This is a genomic window from Vibrio jasicida CAIM 1864 = LMG 25398, from assembly GCF_000400365.1.
GTDB classification, from domain to species: domain Bacteria; phylum Pseudomonadota; class Gammaproteobacteria; order Enterobacterales; family Vibrionaceae; genus Vibrio; species Vibrio jasicida.
Window position 1 is genome coordinate 1 of the sequence record NZ_BAOG01000108.1, and the last position, 21,538, is coordinate 21,538.

The 21,538-nt window shown below is 45.0% G+C and carries 17 protein-coding genes; 10 read left to right on the forward strand and 7 right to left on the reverse strand.

The features are described from left to right. Positions 1–208: 208 nt before the first annotated feature. Complete coding sequence (locus tag VJL_RS23320) at positions 209–607, reverse strand: GFA family protein (RefSeq protein ID WP_038881701.1); 399 nt, start codon at positions 605–607, stop codon at positions 209–211. 283 nt (positions 608–890) lie between these two features. Between VJL_RS23320 and VJL_RS23325 the strand changes: the two genes are divergently transcribed. The 8 genes from VJL_RS23325 (at position 891) to VJL_RS23360 (ending at position 9,477) form a co-directional block, all read left to right on the forward strand. Beyond that, positions 891–1,868 (forward strand): tripartite tricarboxylate transporter substrate binding protein, encoded by a 978-nt coding sequence (locus VJL_RS23325; RefSeq protein WP_009704382.1) that lies wholly within the window; start codon positions 891–893, stop codon positions 1,866–1,868. A 228-nt stretch (positions 1,869–2,096) separates the two neighbouring features. Next, entirely contained in the window at positions 2,097–2,591 is a 495-nt protein-coding gene (locus VJL_RS23330) for a tripartite tricarboxylate transporter TctB family protein (protein ID WP_005530996.1), read from the forward strand. Positions 2,592–2,611: 20 nt separating this feature from the next. After that, positions 2,612–4,138, forward strand: a complete 1,527-nt coding sequence (locus VJL_RS23335; protein ID WP_005451899.1) for a tripartite tricarboxylate transporter permease — start codon at positions 2,612–2,614, stop codon at positions 4,136–4,138. A gap of 152 nt (positions 4,139–4,290) precedes the next feature. After that, entirely contained in the window at positions 4,291–5,061 is a 771-nt protein-coding gene (locus tag VJL_RS23340; protein WP_038881703.1) for a sulfite exporter TauE/SafE family protein, read from the forward strand. A 559-nt stretch (positions 5,062–5,620) separates the two neighbouring features. Further along, a complete protein-coding gene (tnaA, locus tag VJL_RS23345) occupies positions 5,621–7,036 on the forward strand; it encodes a tryptophanase (protein WP_038867543.1) in 1,416 nt (471 codons plus the stop codon). A 94-nt stretch (positions 7,037–7,130) separates the two neighbouring features. Further along, the gene (locus tag VJL_RS23350) at positions 7,131–8,348 is read left to right on the forward strand and encodes an aromatic amino acid transporter (protein WP_038881739.1); all 1,218 of its coding nucleotides are present in this window, start codon (positions 7,131–7,133) and stop codon (positions 8,346–8,348) included. A gap of 26 nt (positions 8,349–8,374) precedes the next feature. Next, positions 8,375–8,890, forward strand: a complete 516-nt coding sequence (locus VJL_RS23355) for a porin (protein WP_038881704.1) — start codon at positions 8,375–8,377, stop codon at positions 8,888–8,890. Between the two features lie 29 nt (positions 8,891–8,919). Next, positions 8,920–9,477, forward strand: coding sequence for a hypothetical protein (locus VJL_RS23360; RefSeq protein WP_369385791.1), 558 nt, complete (start codon positions 8,920–8,922; stop codon positions 9,475–9,477). Positions 9,478–9,615: 138 nt separating this feature from the next. Here the strand turns inward: VJL_RS23360 and VJL_RS23365 are convergent, their stop codons facing one another. The 4 genes from VJL_RS23365 to exaC all read right to left on the reverse strand — a co-directional run bounded on the left by VJL_RS23365 (position 9,616) and on the right by exaC (position 16,406). Continuing rightward, positions 9,616–10,587: a TAXI family TRAP transporter solute-binding subunit gene (locus VJL_RS23365; RefSeq protein WP_038881706.1), complete on the reverse strand. Its 972-nt coding sequence runs from the start codon at positions 10,585–10,587 to the stop codon at positions 9,616–9,618. 213 nt (positions 10,588–10,800) lie between these two features. Then, on the reverse strand, positions 10,801–13,848 hold the full coding sequence (locus tag VJL_RS23370) for an efflux RND transporter permease subunit (protein WP_038881707.1): 3,048 nt from the start codon (positions 13,846–13,848) through the stop codon (positions 10,801–10,803). Next, positions 13,845–14,615, reverse strand: a complete 771-nt coding sequence (locus VJL_RS23375) for an efflux RND transporter periplasmic adaptor subunit (protein ID WP_038881708.1) — start codon at positions 14,613–14,615, stop codon at positions 13,845–13,847. The genes VJL_RS23370 and VJL_RS23375 overlap by 4 nt, the downstream gene beginning before the upstream one ends. Before the next feature lie 270 nt (positions 14,616–14,885). Further along, a complete protein-coding gene (exaC, locus tag VJL_RS23380; RefSeq protein ID WP_038881709.1) occupies positions 14,886–16,406 on the reverse strand; it encodes an acetaldehyde dehydrogenase ExaC in 1,521 nt (506 codons plus the stop codon). Positions 16,407–16,653: 247 nt separating this feature from the next. Here exaC and VJL_RS23385 point away from each other — a divergent pair, with 247 nt between their 5' ends. Next, complete coding sequence (locus VJL_RS23385) at positions 16,654–18,417, forward strand: sigma-54-dependent Fis family transcriptional regulator (protein ID WP_038881710.1); 1,764 nt, start codon at positions 16,654–16,656, stop codon at positions 18,415–18,417. A gap of 63 nt (positions 18,418–18,480) precedes the next feature. On the opposite strand, the gene VJL_RS29715 is transcribed toward VJL_RS23385, so the two are convergent. Continuing rightward, complete coding sequence (locus VJL_RS29715) at positions 18,481–18,618, reverse strand: hypothetical protein (protein ID WP_009704374.1); 138 nt, start codon at positions 18,616–18,618, stop codon at positions 18,481–18,483. A gap of 342 nt (positions 18,619–18,960) precedes the next feature. On the opposite strand from VJL_RS29715, the gene VJL_RS23390 reads away from it, so the two are divergent. Beyond that, positions 18,961–19,863: a LysR family transcriptional regulator gene (locus VJL_RS23390; protein WP_038881711.1), complete on the forward strand. Its 903-nt coding sequence runs from the start codon at positions 18,961–18,963 to the stop codon at positions 19,861–19,863. Between the two features lie 99 nt (positions 19,864–19,962). On the opposite strand, the gene VJL_RS23395 is transcribed toward VJL_RS23390, so the two are convergent. After that, positions 19,963–21,483 (reverse strand): DUF1254 domain-containing protein, encoded by a 1,521-nt coding sequence (locus VJL_RS23395; RefSeq protein ID WP_038881712.1) that lies wholly within the window; start codon positions 21,481–21,483, stop codon positions 19,963–19,965. Between the last annotated feature and the right edge of the window lie 55 nt (positions 21,484–21,538).

The window sequence follows — 21,538 nt, forward strand, 5'->3', positions numbered from 1 at the left end:
TAGCAATGACACATTTTAGCTCGCGGCTATATTTGGACATAAAAAGACCCCCAATAATTAGTGTCCAACTATTGGGGGTCAGTTCATTGTACTCGGCTTTTTATGTTCAACTTACGCCACTTTGTACTTGCTGATAGACAATCAAAAACAAACCAGCAAATACCGCTACCGTCAGTAATACCTTTAACCAAAGAAACTTCATGATTATCTACTCTTCTGGCGCATATTGGTCAAACACTTCTTGAGCTGTCATTTTCTTGCTGTGTGGCTGCAAATCATAGTACGCAGGCTTCTCATCCGTGAAGATCTCTAAGCTCAATTTGAAATCTGGCTCATTAAATAACCCGGCGGAAAGAATGTATTCATCCGTTGCCAATAAATGGTAATAGATGTTCGTACCGCATTCAGCACAAAAACCTCGTACTGCCCATTGGGATGATTGATAGCGTTTGGGCTCAGCACCACTAAATGTCACATCGGGGCCGCAATGCACCGCATGCAGAGGTCCACTTGACCACTTTCGACACATATCGCAATGACACAAGCTCACTTCATTGTGTTTAGGTGCGGCCACTTCAATAGCGCCACATAAACATGTTCCTTTCATCGCTGTTCCTCCCTATTCAATCTCCATCATTATGGCGGTTTTAGACTCTTAATTGATGTGACCAACCTAGTCTTTCACCACATTCTCTGGCCGCATGTTTGCGTGAACTTTATGAACAAAATGTCGCTTATGCTCAATATTCTCTTTATCTACGCATTAGAGACATCACGTTAACACCTTATTAACCTTTAGCTAATCACTAGCGAGTCTCCCTACCTCGTTAGGAGAACAAATAATAAGACTCTTCAAAACAAGAGAGTCACCAACATAAGGAACGTGAAACATGTTAAAGGTACTCAAACCAACGCTCGCCGCATCCATCATTGCAGCCTCATTTTCTTTCCACGCTTTTGCTGCTGATGTTGAAAAACTCCATTTCCTAATCCCTGGTGGTGCTGGTGGCGGTTGGGATATGACAGCTCGTGGCACAGGTGATGTTCTGGTTAAATCCGACATCGTTGAGAATGTCTCTTTCCAAAACCTCTCTGGTGGCGGTGGTGGTAAAGCCATTGCGCACCTCATCGAAACCGCTGAGCGCCAACCTGACACGCTAATGGTCAACTCCACCCCAATCGTTGTTCGCTCACTGACGGGGATCTTCCCGCAATCTTTCCGAGATCTAACGCCAGTAGCCGCAACGATTGCTGACTACGGCGCTATCGTGACTTCCGCGGATTCGAAGTACAACACATGGGAAGATGTGGTCAAAGATTTCGAATCTAACCCACGTAAAGTAAAAATCGCAGGCGGTTCTGCTCGAGGTTCGATGGATCACCTTGTCGTCGCAGCCGCATTTAAAGGTGAAGGCTTTGACGCACGTAAAGTTCGCTACATCGCGTACGATGCTGGCGGCAAAGCAATGGCGGCACTTCTGTCTGGCGAAACACAATTGCTTTCAACCGGTCTTGGCGAAGTGCTAGAGATGTCGAAATCTGGTCAGGTAAAAGTACTGGCGATCACGGCACCAAAACGTCTAGACGCCGCTCCAAACATCCCTACCCTCAAAGAATATGGCAATGAGACTGTGTTCGCGAACTGGCGTGGCTTCTTTGCCGCTCCTGGCACAAGCCAAGCCAAGCTCGACGAATGGAACGCAGCTCTGACCAAGATGTACAAAACGGACGAATGGCAAGTTGTTCGTGACCGCAATGGTTGGATTGACAACTACAAAGCGGATAAAGAGTTCTTCGCGTTCCTAGAAGAGCAAGAGCAGCAAATGGGCGATCTAATGCGCGAATTAGGTTTCCTTAAGAAGCAATAACTCCCATCCGAGTTTATGGGGTTGGCTATCCCTGGCCCCAGTTGTATTTGCACTCTAATTTCACCGTATATGGGCATTGTCGATAATCGACAAGTAAAAACTCCTTTGTTTATTGATTGGTAAACACTAAGTAACTCGACTAGCAGCGATGCGCTTAATTGTTAATGACTTAGTCCTTCTTCATTAACGCCCATATACGGTCTTTTCCTGTTGTTCTAGGAGTTGGATATGTCTCATTCAACCAATATTTTTACCAAAGAAAATTTGCTGTGCCGCGATCGTGTCGGTGCGATGATCTTTTTATTGTTTTGCCTATGCTATGGCTACCAAACCACGCAGATCCCTCTCTTTCCCGGGGATGAATACGAACCCTTCACGGCTCGCACCTTACCGACCATTCTGACCTACGTCGGGATTGGTTTAGCGTTAATGCTACTGGTCACTGGTCAGCCCGATAAACAAAGCGGCGCTGTGATGTCATTCAACTGGAAACTGCTGATCGCTTTTTTAGTTTTGATGGCACTTTATGGTCTGGGGTTGACTTACATCGGCTTTGTATTAGCGACAGGATTCTTCCTGATTGCGGGCTTTTACCTTCTTGGCGAACGACGTAAATCGGTGTTGTTCGGAGCCTCATTTCCGTTCGTTATCGCGTTTTACTTGTTGCTCACTCAGGGTTTGGATATCTACCTTGAGCCTGGTCTGATTTTCACCATCTGGTAGTAAAAAGAAAGGACTGAATTATGTTAGATGGAATTCTACAAGGTTTATCCACCGCCGTGATGCCAATGAACATCATGATGGTGATTGTTGGCTGTTTTGTCGGTACATTTATCGGCATGCTACCGGGGCTTGGTCCTATTTCTGCCATCGCTCTGATGATCCCTATCACCTATGGCTTGGATCCGTCTTCGGGTCTGATTCTGATGGCAGGTGTTTACTATGGTGCTGTATTTGGCGGCTCAACATCTTCTATTCTTATCAACGCACCGGGTTGTTCTTCAACCGTAGTCACCGCGTTTGATGGCTACCCAATGGCACAGAAAGGACAAGCAGGTAAAGCACTAGCTCTGGCGGCTTACTCTTCTTTCACTGGTGGCACGCTTTCAGCAATCATGCTACTTGTGGCGGCACCAGCATTGGCTAACGTCTCGTTAAGCTTCCAATCTTCTGACTACTTTGCGCTAATGCTTCTTGGCTTATCCGCAGTGGCTGCGTTCGCTGGCAAAGGACAAGTAATAAAAGCATGGATGATGACTATCCTGGGTTTGATGCTATCTACCGTCGGTATTGATAAAGGCGTCGGTGTTGAGCGCTTCACCTTTGGTCTAACAGATTTGATGGATGGTTTCAGCTTCCTATTGTTAGCAATGGCGACCTTTGCGCTAGGTGAAACTTTGATGGGTATTTTGAAGCCTTCCGAGGACACACGTGATGAGGAACAAGATAAGCTGAGCAACATTGGCTCGATGAAAGTCACCAAGGAAGAAATCAAAGAAGTGGCACCGGTTTCTATTCGCTCTTCAATCCTTGGCTTTTTTACAGGTGTTCTTCCGGGCGCAGGTGCAACCATCGCCGCCTTCTTAAGTTACGGCATGGAACGTAACCTTGCTCCAAAGGATAAAAAAGAACAGTTTGGTAAAGGCAGCATCCGAGGATTGGTGGCTCCGGAGTCAGCGAACAACGCAGCATCAAGTGGTTCTTTCGTTCCTCTTTTGACCCTTGGTATTCCGGGCTCCGGTACAACCGCAATCATGCTTGGAGCGTTAATCGCTTACGGTATTCAACCAGGTCCTCGTCTGTTCGTTGAGCATCCAGATGTGTTCTGGTCAGTGATCATCTCTATGTACTTCGGCAATATTGTGTTGGTGATTCTTAACCTACCGCTGATCCCATACATCTCAAAGCTGTTGGCCGTACCAAGAACCGTGTTGTTGCCGATGATTCTGTTCTTCTCCATCACTGGTGTGTATCTGGTTTCTTTCAACACCATGGACGTGTTTGTGATGTTACTTGTGGCAATGGCTGCCATCGCGCTGAGGCTGGCAAACTTCCCTCTCGCACCGCTGTTGCTTGGCTTTATCCTTGGTGGATTAATGGAAGAGAACCTACGCCGAGCATTGATGATTTCCGATGGTGAACTGAGCTTCTTGTGGGAACGCCCAATCACGCTGACATTCACCGTACTTGCGGTATTGGTACTTGGTAGTCCACTGTTTGTAAAACTTTTTCAAAAGCTTAAAGCACAACCAGTAAAAGTTGAGCAATAAGCATTCTATCTCTCCCTCAAGATAGACCTTTGAAACCAAGCCACCCTCTGCGGTGGCTTTTTTCTTGGACTAATCGCTACTTTATTTCTTTGGGTGAGTTGCGTAGTGTTAACCGTTCAGAAAAAAAATCATAAAAACAAAAAGGACCTTTTATGCTGCTAGAATTTGCTCTCTTGTTTGCTGCAGGCGTCGTGGGTGGGATCATGAACTCCGTCGCCGGTGGTGGCAGCTTCATAACCTTTCCTGCCTTGATGGCGGTTGGCGTGCCTCCCATTATGGCGAACGCGACGAATACCTATGCTTCTTGCGCAGGCTACATCAGTGGTGCAATCGGTTTTCGCGAAGAAATCATGAAGAACAAGCAAGAACTGGCTTTCACTATCTCTTTCAGTTTGATTGGTGGCGCTGTCGGCGCTTACCTTTTGCTGAACACGCCAGAATCTGTTTTTCTTGAAGCGATTCCATGGCTACTGTTATTCGCAACCGTACTCTTTTTAACTGGCTCACGCATGACAGCGTTGATTAAGTCTATAGCCAAAGAGACCAAACACGCCGGCATTTTAGGCGTAATAGCTTTGAGTCTACTTTTGGTTGGAGTTTCGGCCTACGGTGGTTTCTTTAACGCGGGACTAGGCGTGATCGTGTTGAGTTATTTAGTGGTTGCAGGACACCAAGACATCAACTTAATGAACGGGCTCAAGCTGCTCGTTTCGACCTGTGTTTCTCTGATTGCTATCGTGATTTTTGTTGCTAACGGTTCAATCGATTGGACCAAAGGTAGCGTTGTGATGGTTGGCACATTAGTGGGCGGCTACTTGGCAGCACGTGTGTCTCGCCAGTTGAATCCCAGCCACGTAAAAGGCTTTGTTGCCCTTTCTTCTATCGCCATCACTATCTACTTTTTTATCGATGTATATATGTAAAAAGAACATGGTTATTGCTAACATTTTAATACGCAATCAATTGCTATTTCTTTAGAAAATATTAGAAACAAGTTAATTATGTAAACCTTAACTACTCATTAAATTAAAGTTGTTCATACTAAAAAACACCAACTAAAGCATTATAAGTTAAAAAATCTGGATAGAAACTCCTTGCATAATCACGGATTTATTATGTGAACGTATATAACATTTTCCCAGTATATACATTAACAACCTCACAATTGTTGCACGTTTACATTTTTAATTTATATTAGTTATGTAAGCATAATAATGTGTCTAACCACTATAACTCACAGGATTAAATATGAAGTATATTCAGATCCAAGAAAAGTTATGGTCAAGCTCAATAGCTTGGTACACCAACGACTTTAAACTATCTGTCCTACCTCTTTTTTCTATTCTCTAGTCTCATCTTACTAACCATCGGTAAGAAGGTTAGTCGATCCTTATTACATTTATTTTCTTAGCACTTCCTTTATTAAATATAAAAATATTAAAGGCTAGCTTCGCACGTCTATATAAAATAAGAGACTTAATTATGGAAAACTTTAAACATTTGCCAGAACCATTCCGCATTCGCGTCGTAGAACCAGTAAAAACCACCACACGTGAATACCGAGAACAAGCCATTCAAAAAGCAGGCATGAACCCATTCCTGCTCGATAGTGAAGATGTGTTTATCGACCTACTCACCGACAGTGGTACTGGTGCTATTACCCAACAAATGCAAGCTGCAATGTTGATGGGTGATGAGGCGTATAGCGGAAGTCGTAGTTACTATGCCCTAGCCAACGCGGTTAAAGACATTTTCGGCTATGAACTGACCATCCCGACCCACCAGGGCCGCGGTGCAGAGCAGATTTACATCCCAATACTCATCAAAAAGCGTGAGCAGGAAAAAGGCTTAGATCGCTCAAAAATGGTGGCGCTATCCAATTACTTCTTCGATACAACGCAAGGCCATACGCAAGTGAATTGCTGCGTTGCCAAAAACGTTTATACCGAAGAGGCGTTCGATACGTCCGTCACTGCTGACTTCAAAGGTAACTTTGATCTAGAGAAATTAGAACACGCAATATTAGAGGCGGGAGCAGAAAACGTCCCTTACATTGTCAGCACTATTACATGTAACTCAGCCGGTGGTCAGCCTGTTTCTATCGCCAACCTAAAAGCCGTTTATGAGATAGCTCAACGCTACGACATCCCTGTCATCATGGATTCTGCACGTTACGCCGAGAACGCGTACTTTGTACAACAGCGTGAGCCTGAATATAAAGACTGGACCATCGCAGAGATCACCAAAGAGACTTACAAATACGCTGATGCCCTTGCGATGTCTGCGAAAAAAGATGCAATGGTACAAATGGGAGGTCTGTTGTGTTTCAAAGATGACTCAATGATGGATGTGTATACCGAGAGCCGAACTTTGTGTGTCGTGCAAGAAGGATTTCCTACTTACGGCGGCTTAGAAGGCGGTGCCATGGAACGCCTTGCTGTGGGATTGTATGATGGCATGCGCACCGAGTGGTTGGAATACCGCATTGGACAAGTCCAATACTTGGTGGATGGCTTAGAAGCCATTGGCGTAGTCTGCCAACAAGCGGGCGGCCATGCAGCATTTGTTGACGCCGGAAAATTACTCCCACACATTCCTTCAGAGCAGTTCCCCGCTCATGCGCTCGCCTGCGAACTGTATAAAGTAGCGGGCATCCGTGCGGTTGAAATCGGTTCTTTGTTGCTTGGCAGAGATCCCGCTACCGGCATACAACATCCGTGTCCCGCAGAACTGTTACGTCTTACCATTCCTCGCGCTACTTACACGCAAACCCATATGGACTTTGTCATAGAAGCTTTCCAAAAAGTGAAAGAGAACGCTCAAAACGTAAAAGGCTTGAATTTCACTTATGAACCAAAAGTACTACGTCACTTTACTGCTCGCTTAAAAGAGGTCTAAAAGACACTCGCGCATCGATAATTAGATGCGCGAGATTCCTTTCTTACACGTTATTTGGTTTGAGTTTATTCATTTCATTTACAGGAATATAAACATGGAAAAGAAACCGTCCTTATTTGGCGGCGCTTGTATAATTGCAAGTGTTTGCGTAGGTGCAGGAATGCTCGGATTACCAAGTGCTGGAGCCGGCGCTTGGACAACCTGGAGTATTATTGCCATTTTTGTAACCATGATCATGATGACAATATCAGGATGGATGCTTTTAGAATCTTTTAAGCGATATGATTTAAAAGTATCTTTTAATACTGTCACGCAAGACGTTCTTGGCAATAGAGTAAATATTTTTAATAATATCGCAGTTTATTTTGTTGGAGGCATATTACTTTATGCTTATATCACATCATCAGGTCTGATCATTGAAGGTATCCTTGGTATTAACAGTAAAGTTTCCTCTGTTTTATTTGTCGCTATATTTTCTTTATTTGTTTGGCATTCAACACGAGCGGTAGACAGAATTTCAGTCATTCTGATTATCTTCATGATATTGAGTTTTATATTTGGTGTATCAGGTTTAGCGATAAATATTGATACCAACATATTGTTTGACCATATCAGTAAAGAAACAAATTACGCGCCTTTTGCTTTAGCGATGCTACCCGTAGCGTTAACCTCCTTCGGTTACCATCACTCGGTAGCGACTATGCGTGCTTATTACAAATGTGAGTACCACGCCAAGTTGGCGATTCTCGGCGGTACAAGCATCGCGTTTACACTCTACGTGCTTTGGCTAGTGAGTATTAATGGCAACTTACCTCGTTCTGAGTTTATTCCCGTAATCGAGCAAGGCGGAAACGTCGAAACACTACTTGCCGCGTTAGATTCCGTCATTGACTCAGATAAGGTGTCCAACGCGATTAACGCCTTTTCAATGGCTGCGATTCTTTCTTCTTTTATCGGTGTGGGACTAGGGCTATTTGATTACCTTGCTGACTTTTTCAAGTTTTCAGATACGCGGCAAGACCGAACCAAAACGTGTCTCGTAACCTTCCTTCCCCCACTCATCTTATCCCTACTATTCCCATTTGGATTCGCCATAGCAATTGGATACGCAGGCGCTGCCGCAACCATATGGACTTGTTTTATCCCGGCCTTACTTGTTTATAAAACTCGTCAACTCGAAGGTGGACAAGAAGGATTTAAAACCCCGTTTGGCAACACAATGATCGTCATGGTGCTTCTGTTTGGTTTGCTTACTGCCACCTTCCACTTCATGTCGATGATGGATCTCCTACCCACCCTTATTAACCAATAAACAGAGATTTTGAAATGGAGTTTAAGATGAAAACTAAGTTACTTATTGTCGCTTCTACGGTTCTACTTTCTAACAATGCTTATTCGGTAACTGTTTATGAAGACGAAGTAAACAAAGTCGATATTGGTGGTGCATTTCTCATGGACTACTTCCAACCTGTTCATTTTCTTGACCACTTCTTTAACACAAGTCGCAGTACATTGAACATTGGTGTAGCACGTACCCTCAATGACAAGTGGTCTACGGACGTTAAGTTCGAATGGGACACGATTCTGAATCCACCATCGAATGAATTTGGAAATAAAAATGGAGATAAATTCCGTAGTCGTTTGGGTTACATATCCGTCAACCACACTGAGTTGGGTAGCTTACGAATTGGTAAGCAATATTCTGCTTATTACGACGTAGCGGGATACATGGACAACCTCATTGTTTTTGATCCGGACGCAACACCACTATTCAGCGATGGAAAAGACGGTGGTTTTTTAGCGACGGCACGCGTGATAACCTTGTCGTTTATCGTAATAGCTTTGATGCATTGAACCTATCAGCTCAATACGGCTTCAATAACGTGAGCAATCAAATGGGTGGGCTGACTAGGGATAACAACCTAGCACTCGCGCTAAGTTACGATTTTGATTCCGGCCTGAGCCTTGGTACTACCTATATGCGCAACAAAGTGGAAGGTAGCTCTGGTGGTTTAAATGATGGTGATTCGCAAGAACTAACGACTCTTGCCGCAAAGTACGTAAACCAAGGCTTCCAAATATCGGCAGCCTATACGATCGGGGAAAATGCACACGAAACCGATTTGTTTGGTTACGGATTTGATGGTACAGCGCCAACAGGTAAACCCAACCTTTACGCTGATGCAAATGCCTATGACGTATACGTACACTACTACTTCGCAATGGGTATTCGTCCTTACATTTACCTATCTAACGTAGATTTCGATAACTCAACGCTACAGGTAAACGGCAATCGCAATGTCTACTCATTCGGCATCAGCTACCACGCGACACCACAATTCATCATTTCAGGGGAAGTAAGAGCAACAGAAGAAGATGGATTAGGAGCAGGAAAAAGAGACGACACGCTTAACGGAATGACGATCATTTACGCATTCTAAATAGCGTTCGAGAACCCACCTCTAAAGGTATTGAATATTAGCCTCTACTTTATACTTCAATAACAACAAGTTCAGATAGCACCCAAACAAAAACGCCATCGCAAATTACGATGGCGTTTTTATTGGTTCTGAGTGAGATTACTTAATCAAACCCACTTCTTTGTAGTACTTCTCAGCACCTGGATGAAGCGGCGCAGATAGACCATCTTTCACCATTTCTTCTTTCTTCAAGTTGGCGAATGCTGGGTGTAGACGGCGGAAATCATCAAAGTTTTCGAATACCGCTTTCACTACGTTGTAAACCACTTCGTCTGGCACTGCCGTTGAAGAAACAAACGTCGCACCTACACCAAAGGTTTGTACATCGCTTTCTGAACCGCGGTACATACCACCCGGTACGTTTGCGATACGGTAGAAGCTGTTATCAGAAACCAACTTCTCAACTTGTGGGCCAGCTACCGTTACGATGTTACTGTCACACGAGGTAGTCGCCTCTTTAATCGCACCACTTGGGTGACCTACTGTGTAGATCATCGCGTCAATCTTGTTGTCACACAGTGCTTTAGACTGCTCTGATGCTTTTAACTCAGACACCAGTTTGAAATCGTCATTCGTCCAACCGTACTCTTTCATCAGCACTTCCATCGTGCCGCGCTGACCAGAGCCAGGGTTACCGATGTTAACGCGTTTACCTTTCAAATCATCAAACGATTGAATGTTCGCGTCTTTACGAGCCACAACGGTGAACGGTTCTGGGTGTACAGAGAACACAGCACGAAGCTCTTTGAAAGGTCCTTTATCTTCAAACTTGCTCGTACCGTTATAAGCATGGTACTGCCAGTCTGACTGAGCGATACCTAAATCTAACTCACCTGCACGAATGGTATTGATGTTGTAGATAGAACCACCGGTACTTTCTACTGAACAACGGATGCCATGGTCAGCACGTGATTTGTTCACCAAACGACAAATAGCACCACCTGTTGGGTAGTACACGCCAGTTACACCGCCCGTACCAATGGTTACGAACGTATCTTTAGCAGAAACTGAAAAACTTGCACTTAGTGCAGCCAGAGAAGCCGCGACAGCAATTTGCTTGAGCTTTAACATTGAACGTCCTTATTTTTTCCTTTGTTTATGGCCAGATAAGTATAGCAACCGTTAACAAGTTGATAACGTTCGAGATCACATCCTGAGAATTATCACCACGTCGCAAAAGGCATTGATCGGTAAGCAATTATGAACCGCGTACGACTTTAGTTTTAGTCCAAAGTAACAAGCCCGCAGAGTTTGCCTACGGGCTGTCCGGTGTTTCAAGCGTACTTAGTCGGTCGCTAAGGTTCTCTCCTCGCCGTTGTCATTGACTGCGGATACACTTTGATTCCCTTTCCTGTGTGTCCATAGATAAATGGATGGAATCACGGTAAGTGTGACAATCATTGAGATCACACAGCCCCAACCGACCACCAGCGCCATCGGTGACATGTAGTTATCGTAACCACCTAAGCCATACGCAAGCGGTATAAGCCCTGCAACAGTTGTGATTGTGGTTAAGGTGATTGGCCTTACGCGGCTTTGCGTTCCACGAATGACAAACTCCAACAAGTTAGTGTCGTCACATTCCGCTTCGTGTTCTTTGAAATGCCAAATCAGCACCAAGCTGTTGTTCACCATAATACCAATCAAGGCAATCATCCCGATGATAGAGAAAAAGCTCAGCACCTGATTATGTAAGAACAGAATGAATAGCGCGCCTGCGATGCCAAATGGAATCACTGTCAACACAATCAAGGTTTCGCGCATTCGGTCAAACAGAAGAATCAGAAGCAACGCAATACCAATAAACGCCACGCTAATCGCGATGACAAAGCCTTGTTGCGCTTCTTGTGTTTCTAAGATCTGCCCGGTCGCAATGATAGAAGCACCGCCGTATTCTTTATTGGCAAAGGCTTCTTGAACCGCAGCAAAAACGGCGACTGGATCGGTCACGGTCGAATCGACACCTGACGATACACGAATCACTCGCTCACCATTAAAGTGTTTGATTTGCGCTTCTGCATCGGCATTTTTCCAGCGAACCAACTCACTTAATGGGACCAGCTTGTTATTGCTGGCACGAACCAGAATGTTATCCAGTTCTTTTAAGGATTTGTCGTCTTCTTCTAGCGCGACTCGGAAGTAAACTTCTTCTTCGCCATTAAAGATCCGCGTCACGCGTTGACCGTCAATCGCAAACTTAATGATATCGCCGACCTTGTTGGCACTGATGCCGTAGTACTTGAGCCAATGATGCTGCAGCTCAGCTTGAATTTGTGGTGCTGGAGCATTTAAATCACGTCGTACTCGGCTCGTCCCTTCTAATGATTCAATGTACGCCGTCAAATCATTAGCAAGCTTTTCTCGCCCTTCATCCGTACCGCCAACGACGCGCAAATCCACCGGACGCCCTACCGGAGGACCGCCGCCATCAATATCGAACTCAATTTGAGCCAAGCCAGTAATTTGCGTTGCTTTCTCTTCCCACTCTTCGACGATTTGCTCTGCGGTTCTTGTTCGGCTATTTGGCGGCGTTAATGAAATCACCCAATAGCTATTTGGTGAACTCACTTCGCCATACCAATAATTCACCTCTTCAGTGCTTTTGATCAGCGCTTCGAGTTGTTGTGTTTCTTTCCAGACGTCATCCAAATCCAACTCTGGATTCGATTCAGCACTGATTTCTATCAAATACGCGCCGTCTGTTGGGAAGAACAAGAAGCTCAAGCTCTTATATGAGATTGCCCCTAAAGTCAGAATCACCACTGTAATACAAGGCAACGCGACCTTGCTGTTTCGAATGACAAATTCAATTAAACGATTCAGTGCGCTTAAATCTAAAAATGGCTTTTTCTTTACCTGACTCTTCTTATTCAAAATGCCTTTTAAGTGCGCAGGAATAAAGAACAGCGCGTCGATAAACGAAAAACACAACGCAATAATGACCGTAAGCGGAATCACATACACCAATTTGCCGCTGTTTCCCGGCAAGAAAAGCAAAGGTATAAAGGCAATCATGGTCGATAAAATGCTTGCCAACACCGCTGGGAATACACTCTTCACCCCTTGTGTGACGGCCTTATCAACCGGATAACCCTCTTCAACCAATGCCACAATTTTATCGCTCACCACCACGGCATCATCGACAATTATTCCGACAATCAGAATTAAGGCGGACATGGTGAACACATCAAGAATCTGGCCGAAAGGAGGCAGCAAAGCCAACGTGCCAAAGATACATACTGGAATAGAAACTGCGACCCAAAATGCAATGCGTCTATCTAGGAAAAGTGCCAACGTAATCAGCACCAAACCAAGTCCAACCAAGCCGTTGTCTTGCACGATGCGCGCTTTCTCTTGGATGTCCTCAGACAAATCAGAACCGATGGCGATAGTGTATTTGTCACCGAGTAGATTTTGCTGATTTGCAATCAGAGCTTTCACCGCGTTAGAGGTGCTAATAACGTCCGCGCTTTCATTAGTTCTTAAGTCAAAAAGAATGCTCTTGCTACCGTTGATTGAGCCATAAACCTCACCTTTTTCAAACCCATCCTCAATAAGACCTGCGACGTCTTTGAGCTGAATATTCGGGCTGAATGAGATGAACATTTCACGCAGTTCTTCAATGCTATCCAGCTCGGCAGAGGTCATCAGTTCAGGGTTGTTCTTTAAGGTTTCCAGACGACCACCGCTGATCAGCGTATTACGCTCTGCAATCAATGCCGCCACTTGATCCAATGTTAAGCCGTAGCGTCTTAAAGAAATTGGTTCGAGTTGAATTAAGAACTCAGGTGCACGCAAATCGACGGTATAAACTTCACCAATCCCCTCAACACGCCGCAAAGCCAACTCTAGGTCTTTGGCTTTATCTCGCAGTGCTTTATAACCAACATCACCAGAGATACCGACCACCATGAAATCCAAGCTGTACGACTTTTTGATCGACAACGCTGGTGCTTCGGTCACACCAGCAGGTAAATCCGTAACCCTTGCCAGAGCATCTCTAATGTCTTGGTAAACCGCATTCGGATCAGAAACATTGCTGTCCAACACCACGCTGATGTTTGAGACGCCCGTTTCCGACGTAGAGGTAAACTCTTTCAAACCTGAAATAGACAGCAGTTCTTTCTCAATTTTACTGGTGATGTTGCTTTCAATGTCTTTCGCACTGGCACTAGGATAAACCGTGACGATATCGCCTTTTCCTAAGTCAAATCGAGGCTTCTCAGCAAGGGGAAGATTGTAGGCAGTGAGGGCACCAATGCTGATGATCAAAATGGTCAGGATTTTAGACGCAAACTTTCGATGAGAGAGCAAATCTAAGAAGAAATTCACAGTGCCTCCTGATCATTGAAATACACGTACGATTCCATGCCCGGATTAAGCTCGCCGTTGGCGTTATCGACCGTCACTTCGACAAGGAAGCCCGGTTCACTGTTTTGGAAAGCAGGAGAAAGCAAGGTGATGGTGCCATCTAGTGTTTGCTCAACGGAAGGCACTTCGACCTTAACCTTCTCGCCTTTACTGAACTTGTTGAAATCAATTTCTAACAGGTGAAAACGCACTTTCAATCGTTCCATATCTGCAATGGTAAAGAGCGCATCGCCCACCGAAATGAACTGGCCTAACTCAACAGAGCGATTGATGATCACTCCATCAAAAGGCGCATCTGGAGAGGCTTTATCCAATGTTCGTGCGGCAATTTTGTAGTGAGTATTGCTTACATTGAATTGAGCTCGACCAATGTTAGTCACACGAATTTGGTTGTCCACGTCACTTGCCGAGACGCCATTGCTGGTCAGCAAGGATTGATAACGTTTTAGTTGTTTCTCTTGAATATCCAACTCAGCACGACTCACCTCTAACTCGTTACGGGCTAAGTCCAAACTCAATGCAAAATCTTCTGAGGATAAAGATAAAAGCTCCTGCCCTTGAGTCACAACATCACCGTTATCGTAGCGATAAGAATCCACCACGCCGACGACTTCACTTTTTACCACGACGCTTTTTTCAGGAATCAATTGACCAACGACATAATCGCTCGCCGCATGAGCTGCACCTGATAGGAGAAACAAGGGTATTAGTACAAATCTTTTTTTCATTTAGTTATCTCATTTCCGATGAACCAAATGACTTGTGTAATTGTTCTGTCCGAAAGGAACCACTGAGTTGAACATACAAGCCATTGATGTTTAATAAGGCATTAACCAAAAATAAAGCAAACAGTTAACACATTTATTCATTGATGCTTGATATATAAATTATCAGTGACGGTGTGGAAAAAAAGTGAGTCGTTATGACTGGGTTTTCAGAGATGAGCAAAGCCCTGAATAATTCAGGGCTTTCTAATTAAAGTGTTTTCTATCTTTACTCTAGAAGAAGCCTAGCGGATTGACGTCGTAGCTAATGAGCAGGTTTTTCGTATTCTGGTAGTGATCGAGCATCATCTTATGGGTTTCACGACCGATACCCGATTTCTTGTAACCACCAAACGCAGCATGTGCTGGGTATGCGTGGTAACAGTTAATCCAAATACGCCCTGCTTCGATATTTCGCCCCATGCGATAAGCGAGGTTTTGGTCGCGCGTCCACACACCCGCACCCAAGCCATATTCTGTGTCATTGGCAATCGCTAGTGCTTCCGCTTCATCTTTAAAGGTGGTCACTGCGATGACCGGGCCAAAGATCTCTTCTTGGAATACGCGCATTTTGTTGTGACCTTGTAACAAAGTCGGTTGAATGTAGTAGCCCTGCTCCAAGTCGTTTTCTTGTTTCGCTACATCGCCACCAAACACGACTTTCGCACCTTCTTGACGACCGATTTCTAGGTAACTTAGGATCTTATCGAACTGCTCTTGCGAGGCTTGAGCGCCAACCTGAGTATCGGTATCGAGTGGGTTACCTTGCTTGATTGTTTGCGCGCGCTCTGCAACTTTAGCGATAAACTTGTCGTACACAGACTCATGCACTAACACACGTGAAGGACAGGTACACACTTCCCCTTGGTTAAAGAACGCAAGTAAGGTGCCTTCAATACACTTATCTAGGTATTCGTCTTCGTGATCAAACACATCTGGGAAGTAGATATTTGGAGATTTACCACCAAGCTCAACCGTTGATGGAATAAGGTTCTCTGCGGCACATTTCAGAATATGGTTACCGACTTCTGTTGACCCCGTAAATGCCAACTTAGCGATTCGGTTACTGGTCGCCAGTGCTTGCCCTGCTTCTGAGCCAAAGCCATTGACTACGTTCACTACGCCAGCGGGCAGAAGATCACCGATTTTCTCCATGAGAACGAGAATCGAAGTCGGCGTTTGTTCGGCAGGTTTTAGCACAACACAACAGCCCGCAGCCAACGCTGGAGCCAACTTCCAAGCCGCCATCAACATTGGGAAGTTCCAAGGGATGATCTGCCCCACGACTCCAATCGGCTCAGGGAAGTGATAACTTGCGGTATGCTCATCTAACTCAGCCGCACTGCCTTCTTGAGCACGGATACAACCTGCGAAGTAACGGAAATGGTCGACGACCAAAGGCAAGTCTGCTGCTAATGTTTCACGCACGGGTTTGCCGTTTTCCCATGTTTCTGCCACAGCCAGTTCTTCAAGATGTTGCTCAATGCGATCTGCAATCTTGAGTAGAATGTTCGAACGTTCGGTCACACTGGTTTTCGCCCATTGCGCTCTTACGCCATGTGCAGCATCCAGTGCAAGGTTGATGTCTGCTTCTCCAGAACGAGCCACCTTACAATACGCTTGACCATTGATTGGCGACGTATTGTCGAAGTATTCACCACCCGTTGGTTTTACCCATTCGCCACCGATGTAGTTGTCGTAATGCGATTTGAAATTAACGATGGCATTTTCACTACCTGGCTGTGCATAAATCATAACTCTTCCTTTTGTTCTCGTTCAGTTTTTGTTTTAAACAACCGAGTGTTCAACTCTGTTGTGTTGTTCACTTCATTACTCAAGTCACATGCCAACAACGCGCGTCTTGTTGTTAATTAAATGGAAAACTATGATTACCAAGCGATAACAAACCAAGTGAGTGACGTTTGAGCGGATGTATGGTGTGAACACCAGTGTTCAAGTGTTCCAAAATGGCACACCCTCACTGTGACAAAATGGTACAGTCATGGAACTTCAACACATTACCAACAGCAATTGGCTTTCCACCTCATGGGATAGAAGTGAGCAAGCCGGTTTAAAACAGCGACGTCGACCAGACGATATTCGCGTAACTTCCGCGTTTCTTGAAGACAGACGCCACCAACTCAATTTCTTGATCGATGCGGTCAAACAATTCGCTCTTCCCTTGTTTAACCAGCTATTCGCTCACAGCGACAGTCGCCTAATATTGACCGATGCGGAAGGCGTGATCATTGGAAGTTGGGGACAACCCAAATTCCGTGAAAAGTTGACCGAGATTGCTCTCAGTTCTGGTGCATGCTGGCAAGAAAAGCTCAAAGGAACGAATGCCATTGGTACGGCATTAGTGGAAGCAAAACCCGTCTCTGTGATTGGTGACCAGCACTTCATACAACATCATCGTTTCATCAGTTGTTCGGCAAGCCCTATCTTTGATCATTTGGGTCACTTGATTGGGGTTCTCGACATCACCAGTGAACAAAAGAAGCATGACTTTTCAACACAGGTCTTAGTGCAAAACATGGTTCAGCAAGTGGAGAACCAACTGCTCAACCAAATCCCTCAAGGGCACATTCGAGTTGATTTAGCTTGTGAGCAAGGTTTACTGAATAGCGGTTGGCAAGGCATCATCATCGCCAATGAAGAGGGTCAGATTCTGGCTCATAACCAAGTTGCCTCACAGCTGCTGGATCAAACCAACGTTGTTGGACAGCAACTCGCCTCCATACTCGACGATTCTGCCAGTAACCAATCTTTAGTCTTCAAAACTCAGCCACTATCGGAGCGTAAAACATCATCTCGTGCCATTTCTGCCTCTAATGACCTGCATTATGGCGACACCACCGTCGAGCACTGCTGGCAGCAAGCTAATCGCGTAATCGACAAAGACATAAGCTTGTTGATCCTTGGCGAAACAGGCGTAGGTAAAAATGAGTTTGTTAAAGCTCTGCACAAAAACAGCCAGAGAAAAAACGGGCCCTTGGTGTCCGTGAACTGCGGTGCGCTGCCGAAAGACTTGGTCGAATCCGAACTGTTTGGTTATGTCGCAGGTGCCTTCACCGGAGCAAACAACAAAGGCTACCAAGGTAAGATCCGTCAAGCGCACAAAGGCATCTTGTTCTTAGATGAAATCGCAGACTTACCATTAGAAGCGCAAAGCCGACTGCTGCATGTGCTACAAGACAAAACCGTGTTGCCTGTCGGCTCTAACCAAACCATCCAAGTGGATACACAAATCATCGCCGCCACACACAAAGACTTAGAGCGATTGGTTGAGCAAGGGGAATTTCGTCAGGATCTTTATTACCGTTTGAACGGATTAATCGTTGAGCTGCCTCGTTTCCAAGAGCGTAGTGACAAACAAGCACTGATTGAAAACATTCATCGTCGTCACGCCGAGTCTGAACAAAGCATTTGCCCTCACCTGCTGTCATTAATGTTGGGCTATGGTTGGCCGGGGAATCTGCGTGAGCTCGACAGCTTAATCAAAGTGTCAGCCTTGATGGCGCAAGGAGAAGTGCAACTCGAGCTTAGCCACGTACCGAACCACCTTGCCAAAAAGCTAAGCCAAACAAACGCTATCGAACAAGTGGATACGTCAAAAACCAGAGACATGCGTACGACTGTGGAAGATAAGTTGGTGAAAACCTACCAAGCAAACCAAGGCAACATCAGTAAAACCTCGCGCATGTTGGGTCTGAGCCGCAATACCATTTATCGCAAACTCAAGAGTCTTGGTATGCTGAAATAATGAAGTGTGAGAGATAAAAAAAGAGCACCTCTTTGGGTGCTCTTCTTGTTTTGAAACCTAGCCTTACAGTCCGCCTTCTTGCTGCGCCTGTTTTACTAATGCCTGACGTTGAGTTTCCGTTTCAGAATTCACTTTCTGTTCCTTGTGCGTTTCCTGATCCATATCTGCCGGAATGAAAACAAAGTACTTGTTAAGAGTCATCGTAAGAACCTCAATTAATAGTGTTAAATCACCTTCTTGGTAAATGTAAACAACACCAGCAAAAACGACTTATGCCGGTTCCTTGTTGTAGGTTTCAAAAAATAGAGGATGTTTGTCTACTAAACATCCTCCATATGCATGCTAATTATAGGAGGAGATCAAGGGCTTACCTAACACTGTTTTTCATCTTTTACGTAATCTTAGTTTCGATATCAGTATTGATACACCATACCCTTACGAGCTAACTCTATGTCACAAAAGAAAAAAATGATGCAGATTTTATTGGAACAGAGGATGAGAGGCGTTGATACTTAAAGCTCAATGTTTTGAGGCGCTTACTTCGTGAAAAATACCATTGATTTAAATTTGTATCGCTTTCTTTATCTACTCAGCCAGCAAAAAACGCAGGCGAAAGTGTGTCACACCCTCGACATCAGCAAAGCGACTTTTACTCGACAGCTCGCCGAATGTCGCCAGCGATTTGACAACGAACTGTTCAATGCAGAGAAAGGCTTCTACACCCCCACTCTCCTTTGCCAGCAGCTATGTGAAGCCATAAGCGAGCCGTTAGAACAGCTTGAGCAGATACCGCAACTGGCACAAAGCTACAATGCGAATCAGCATGCGAACGAATACCTATTCAGCATTATCAATCCTCTTTCTGCCATGTTGACGATTCCTTTGGTCACCGCCCTCACAACAGAAGAGCAAAAGCCTAAGATCGCCTTTATTGATTGGTCGATTGAAAGCATAGAAAACCCCAAACGTGGTGCTGTCGCGATTGGTATTGGTGGTTTTCCGAATGAACTCAATGAAAGGATGGTAGAACGCAAAGTCAGCTCAGTGCCGATTTTCGCTTACGTCAATGATCAACACCCACTCAGTCAACAGCAAGAAATAGAGCTGAGTGATATGGAGAACCTAGATACTGTGCGCGTCTCAATGGGATCGCTCGATGTGAGCGCTTATTACGAGCGAATGCGTAAGTTGACTGGCGTGAATCTAGAACAAAAGCTGACTGTCTCCTCCATGAGTGCTGCGCTAGATTGCGTCAAATTCAGCCCGTATGTATTTGTCGGTATGTATATCGATGACCAAGAGCTACCCGCAGGCATTCGTCGATTACCTTTGAAGTTGGAAGGTAAACCCATGATGTTTGACGTAGGTATTCAGTACCATCGTGCCTTCTACCAACACCCAATCATTGCGCAAGTAGAAGCATTTATTAAACAAGCACTTAGATAAACCACTAGATTCAATTGCCACATCGTCAACGAATACAAAAAAGCCGACCAATAAACAGGTCGGCTTACTTCTTCAGCTTCTAGGACTTAAGCTCTTATCTTATTTAACCTCAGTGATATCACTTGGCTTCCAAGTACCGTCGTACCAAGGTTCTAATGGGCCATATACACGCAAGATGGTGAACCAGCCTTTGTTAGGTACGGTTTGAATCCAGTTTGCTTCTTTGCCTTTTGGTGCTTGCGGGCCAAAGTACAAATCAATCGAGCCATCTGAGTTCTCAAGCATCTCATCACGTTTGTCGTTCTTGCTTGGGAACGGTTGGCTCGTTTGTAGCTCCGAACGTGTTTGCGTATCGTAAGCCACCACAGACCAGAAGTTCTTCGCTGGCACATTGGCAGGAATCGTCAGTTTGTAATTCTTGCCACCATCAAAGTACTCGCCTTGCGCAGACTTATCGACAATCGCGTACTTAGACCCTTTACCAACCATCTTCAATGCCATTGCAGGCGTGTTAACCGTTGCCATGTAGAAGAAATAGGTACGTGCATCTAGGTTTCGTCCACCGTTCCCTTCTTCAATTAGCCACTGGTAGTCGTTGCCAATGAATGCGGTTTTCCAGTTACGATCGTTCCAAATATATGCATTCTCGGTGCGTGGGTTGAACATCAGTGCACGTGCCGTTGCATTACCAATCGCAGCACCATCTTCAAGGATCTTTTGCATGCGAGCATCCGGTGCAAATGGTTTGCCCTTCTGAATACCGATAGTCGCAATCAAACCACGCATTTCTGGGTCGATGAATTCAATCGGCTCTTTGTCGATCACCGTTTTGATTTCATCATAGAAATGGTTGTCGTTCGCATGGATAGTATTGAAGGACTTACCACTACCTGAGATGAATTCCATCTTCGGTTGTTCGCCTTTCTTCGCCAGTGGGTAAATCTTCAAACCTGTGTGGTATGAGTTAACCGCTGCATCCGTCTTACCATCTTTCAGGAAGCCACGCGCAATAAACCAGTTGGTATAACTTGTCGATTGCGAAACATGATAACCCTCAGGTACTGGCCCCTCATAGTTTGGTGGCAAGATGAGGTATTTACCGCCCTGACCTTTATCTGGACCTACAACGCCCATATCGGTCACAAAACGGAAGAAGGCATCGTTGACTGTAGTTGGCCCCATGCCCGGCGGGATTTCCACAACCGTTGGACCATCACGTTCTAAATCAAGAAATGCCGATGCGTAAACCGTATCCGTGTTACCCGTTAAAAATAGCGGGTTTGAATCCATCAGATCATCAAACAGCATCACCTGATTTGAATTGGTTAGCCCCATCTTCTCATGCCCGACTCTCAACGCTTCCATAGAGGCCATAGGAATCGCGTTCATAAACACTTCTGTCGCACGCATGGTATCGAGATTGTTGTACAGCGTATCCATGGTTTGTTGGCTTGGCACGCCATCCTTGAAATTCAGAGTACCAATGCTGGTTTCAACCTTATCAGGTGTCATGATGCTTGATGGAATGTCAGTGTTGTAAGCGCCTGTGCTTGCCATCACTGATGATGAAACCAATAGGCTGGTAATCAATGCGACACGTTTAAGTTGAGTCTTTAACATAAGAGTTTCCTGCGTTTTCAGTTGGGATGCATTTACTTTAGTCAAAGATAAAAAT

What these genes read in the sequence shown, in the direction of transcription:
- tnaA (WP_038867543.1), top strand. Translation starts at nt 5,621, where the DNA reads ATGGAAAACTTTAAACATTTGCCAGAACCATTCCGCATTCGCGTCGTA.
- VJL_RS23330 (WP_005530996.1), top strand. Translation starts at nt 2,097, where the DNA reads ATGTCTCATTCAACCAATATTTTTACCAAAGAAAATTTGCTGTGCCGC.
- VJL_RS23375 (WP_038881708.1), bottom strand. Translation starts at nt 14,615, where the DNA reads ATGAAAAAAAGATTTGTACTAATACCCTTGTTTCTCCTATCAGGTGCA.
- VJL_RS23335 (WP_005451899.1), top strand. Translation starts at nt 2,612, where the DNA reads ATGTTAGATGGAATTCTACAAGGTTTATCCACCGCCGTGATGCCAATG.
- exaC (WP_038881709.1), bottom strand. Translation starts at nt 16,406, where the DNA reads ATGATTTATGCACAGCCAGGTAGTGAAAATGCCATCGTTAATTTCAAA.
- VJL_RS23350 (WP_038881739.1), top strand. Translation starts at nt 7,131, where the DNA reads ATGGAAAAGAAACCGTCCTTATTTGGCGGCGCTTGTATAATTGCAAGT.
- VJL_RS29715 (WP_009704374.1), bottom strand. Translation starts at nt 18,618, where the DNA reads ATGACTCTTAACAAGTACTTTGTTTTCATTCCGGCAGATATGGATCAG.
- VJL_RS23385 (WP_038881710.1), top strand. Translation starts at nt 16,654, where the DNA reads ATGGAACTTCAACACATTACCAACAGCAATTGGCTTTCCACCTCATGG.
- VJL_RS23320 (WP_038881701.1), bottom strand. Translation starts at nt 607, where the DNA reads ATGAAAGGAACATGTTTATGTGGCGCTATTGAAGTGGCCGCACCTAAA.
- VJL_RS23325 (WP_009704382.1), top strand. Translation starts at nt 891, where the DNA reads ATGTTAAAGGTACTCAAACCAACGCTCGCCGCATCCATCATTGCAGCC.
- VJL_RS23340 (WP_038881703.1), top strand. Translation starts at nt 4,291, where the DNA reads ATGCTGCTAGAATTTGCTCTCTTGTTTGCTGCAGGCGTCGTGGGTGGG.
- VJL_RS23365 (WP_038881706.1), bottom strand. Translation starts at nt 10,587, where the DNA reads ATGTTAAAGCTCAAGCAAATTGCTGTCGCGGCTTCTCTGGCTGCACTA.
- VJL_RS23395 (WP_038881712.1), bottom strand. Translation starts at nt 21,483, where the DNA reads ATGTTAAAGACTCAACTTAAACGTGTCGCATTGATTACCAGCCTATTG.
- VJL_RS23355 (WP_038881704.1), top strand. Translation starts at nt 8,375, where the DNA reads ATGAAAACTAAGTTACTTATTGTCGCTTCTACGGTTCTACTTTCTAAC.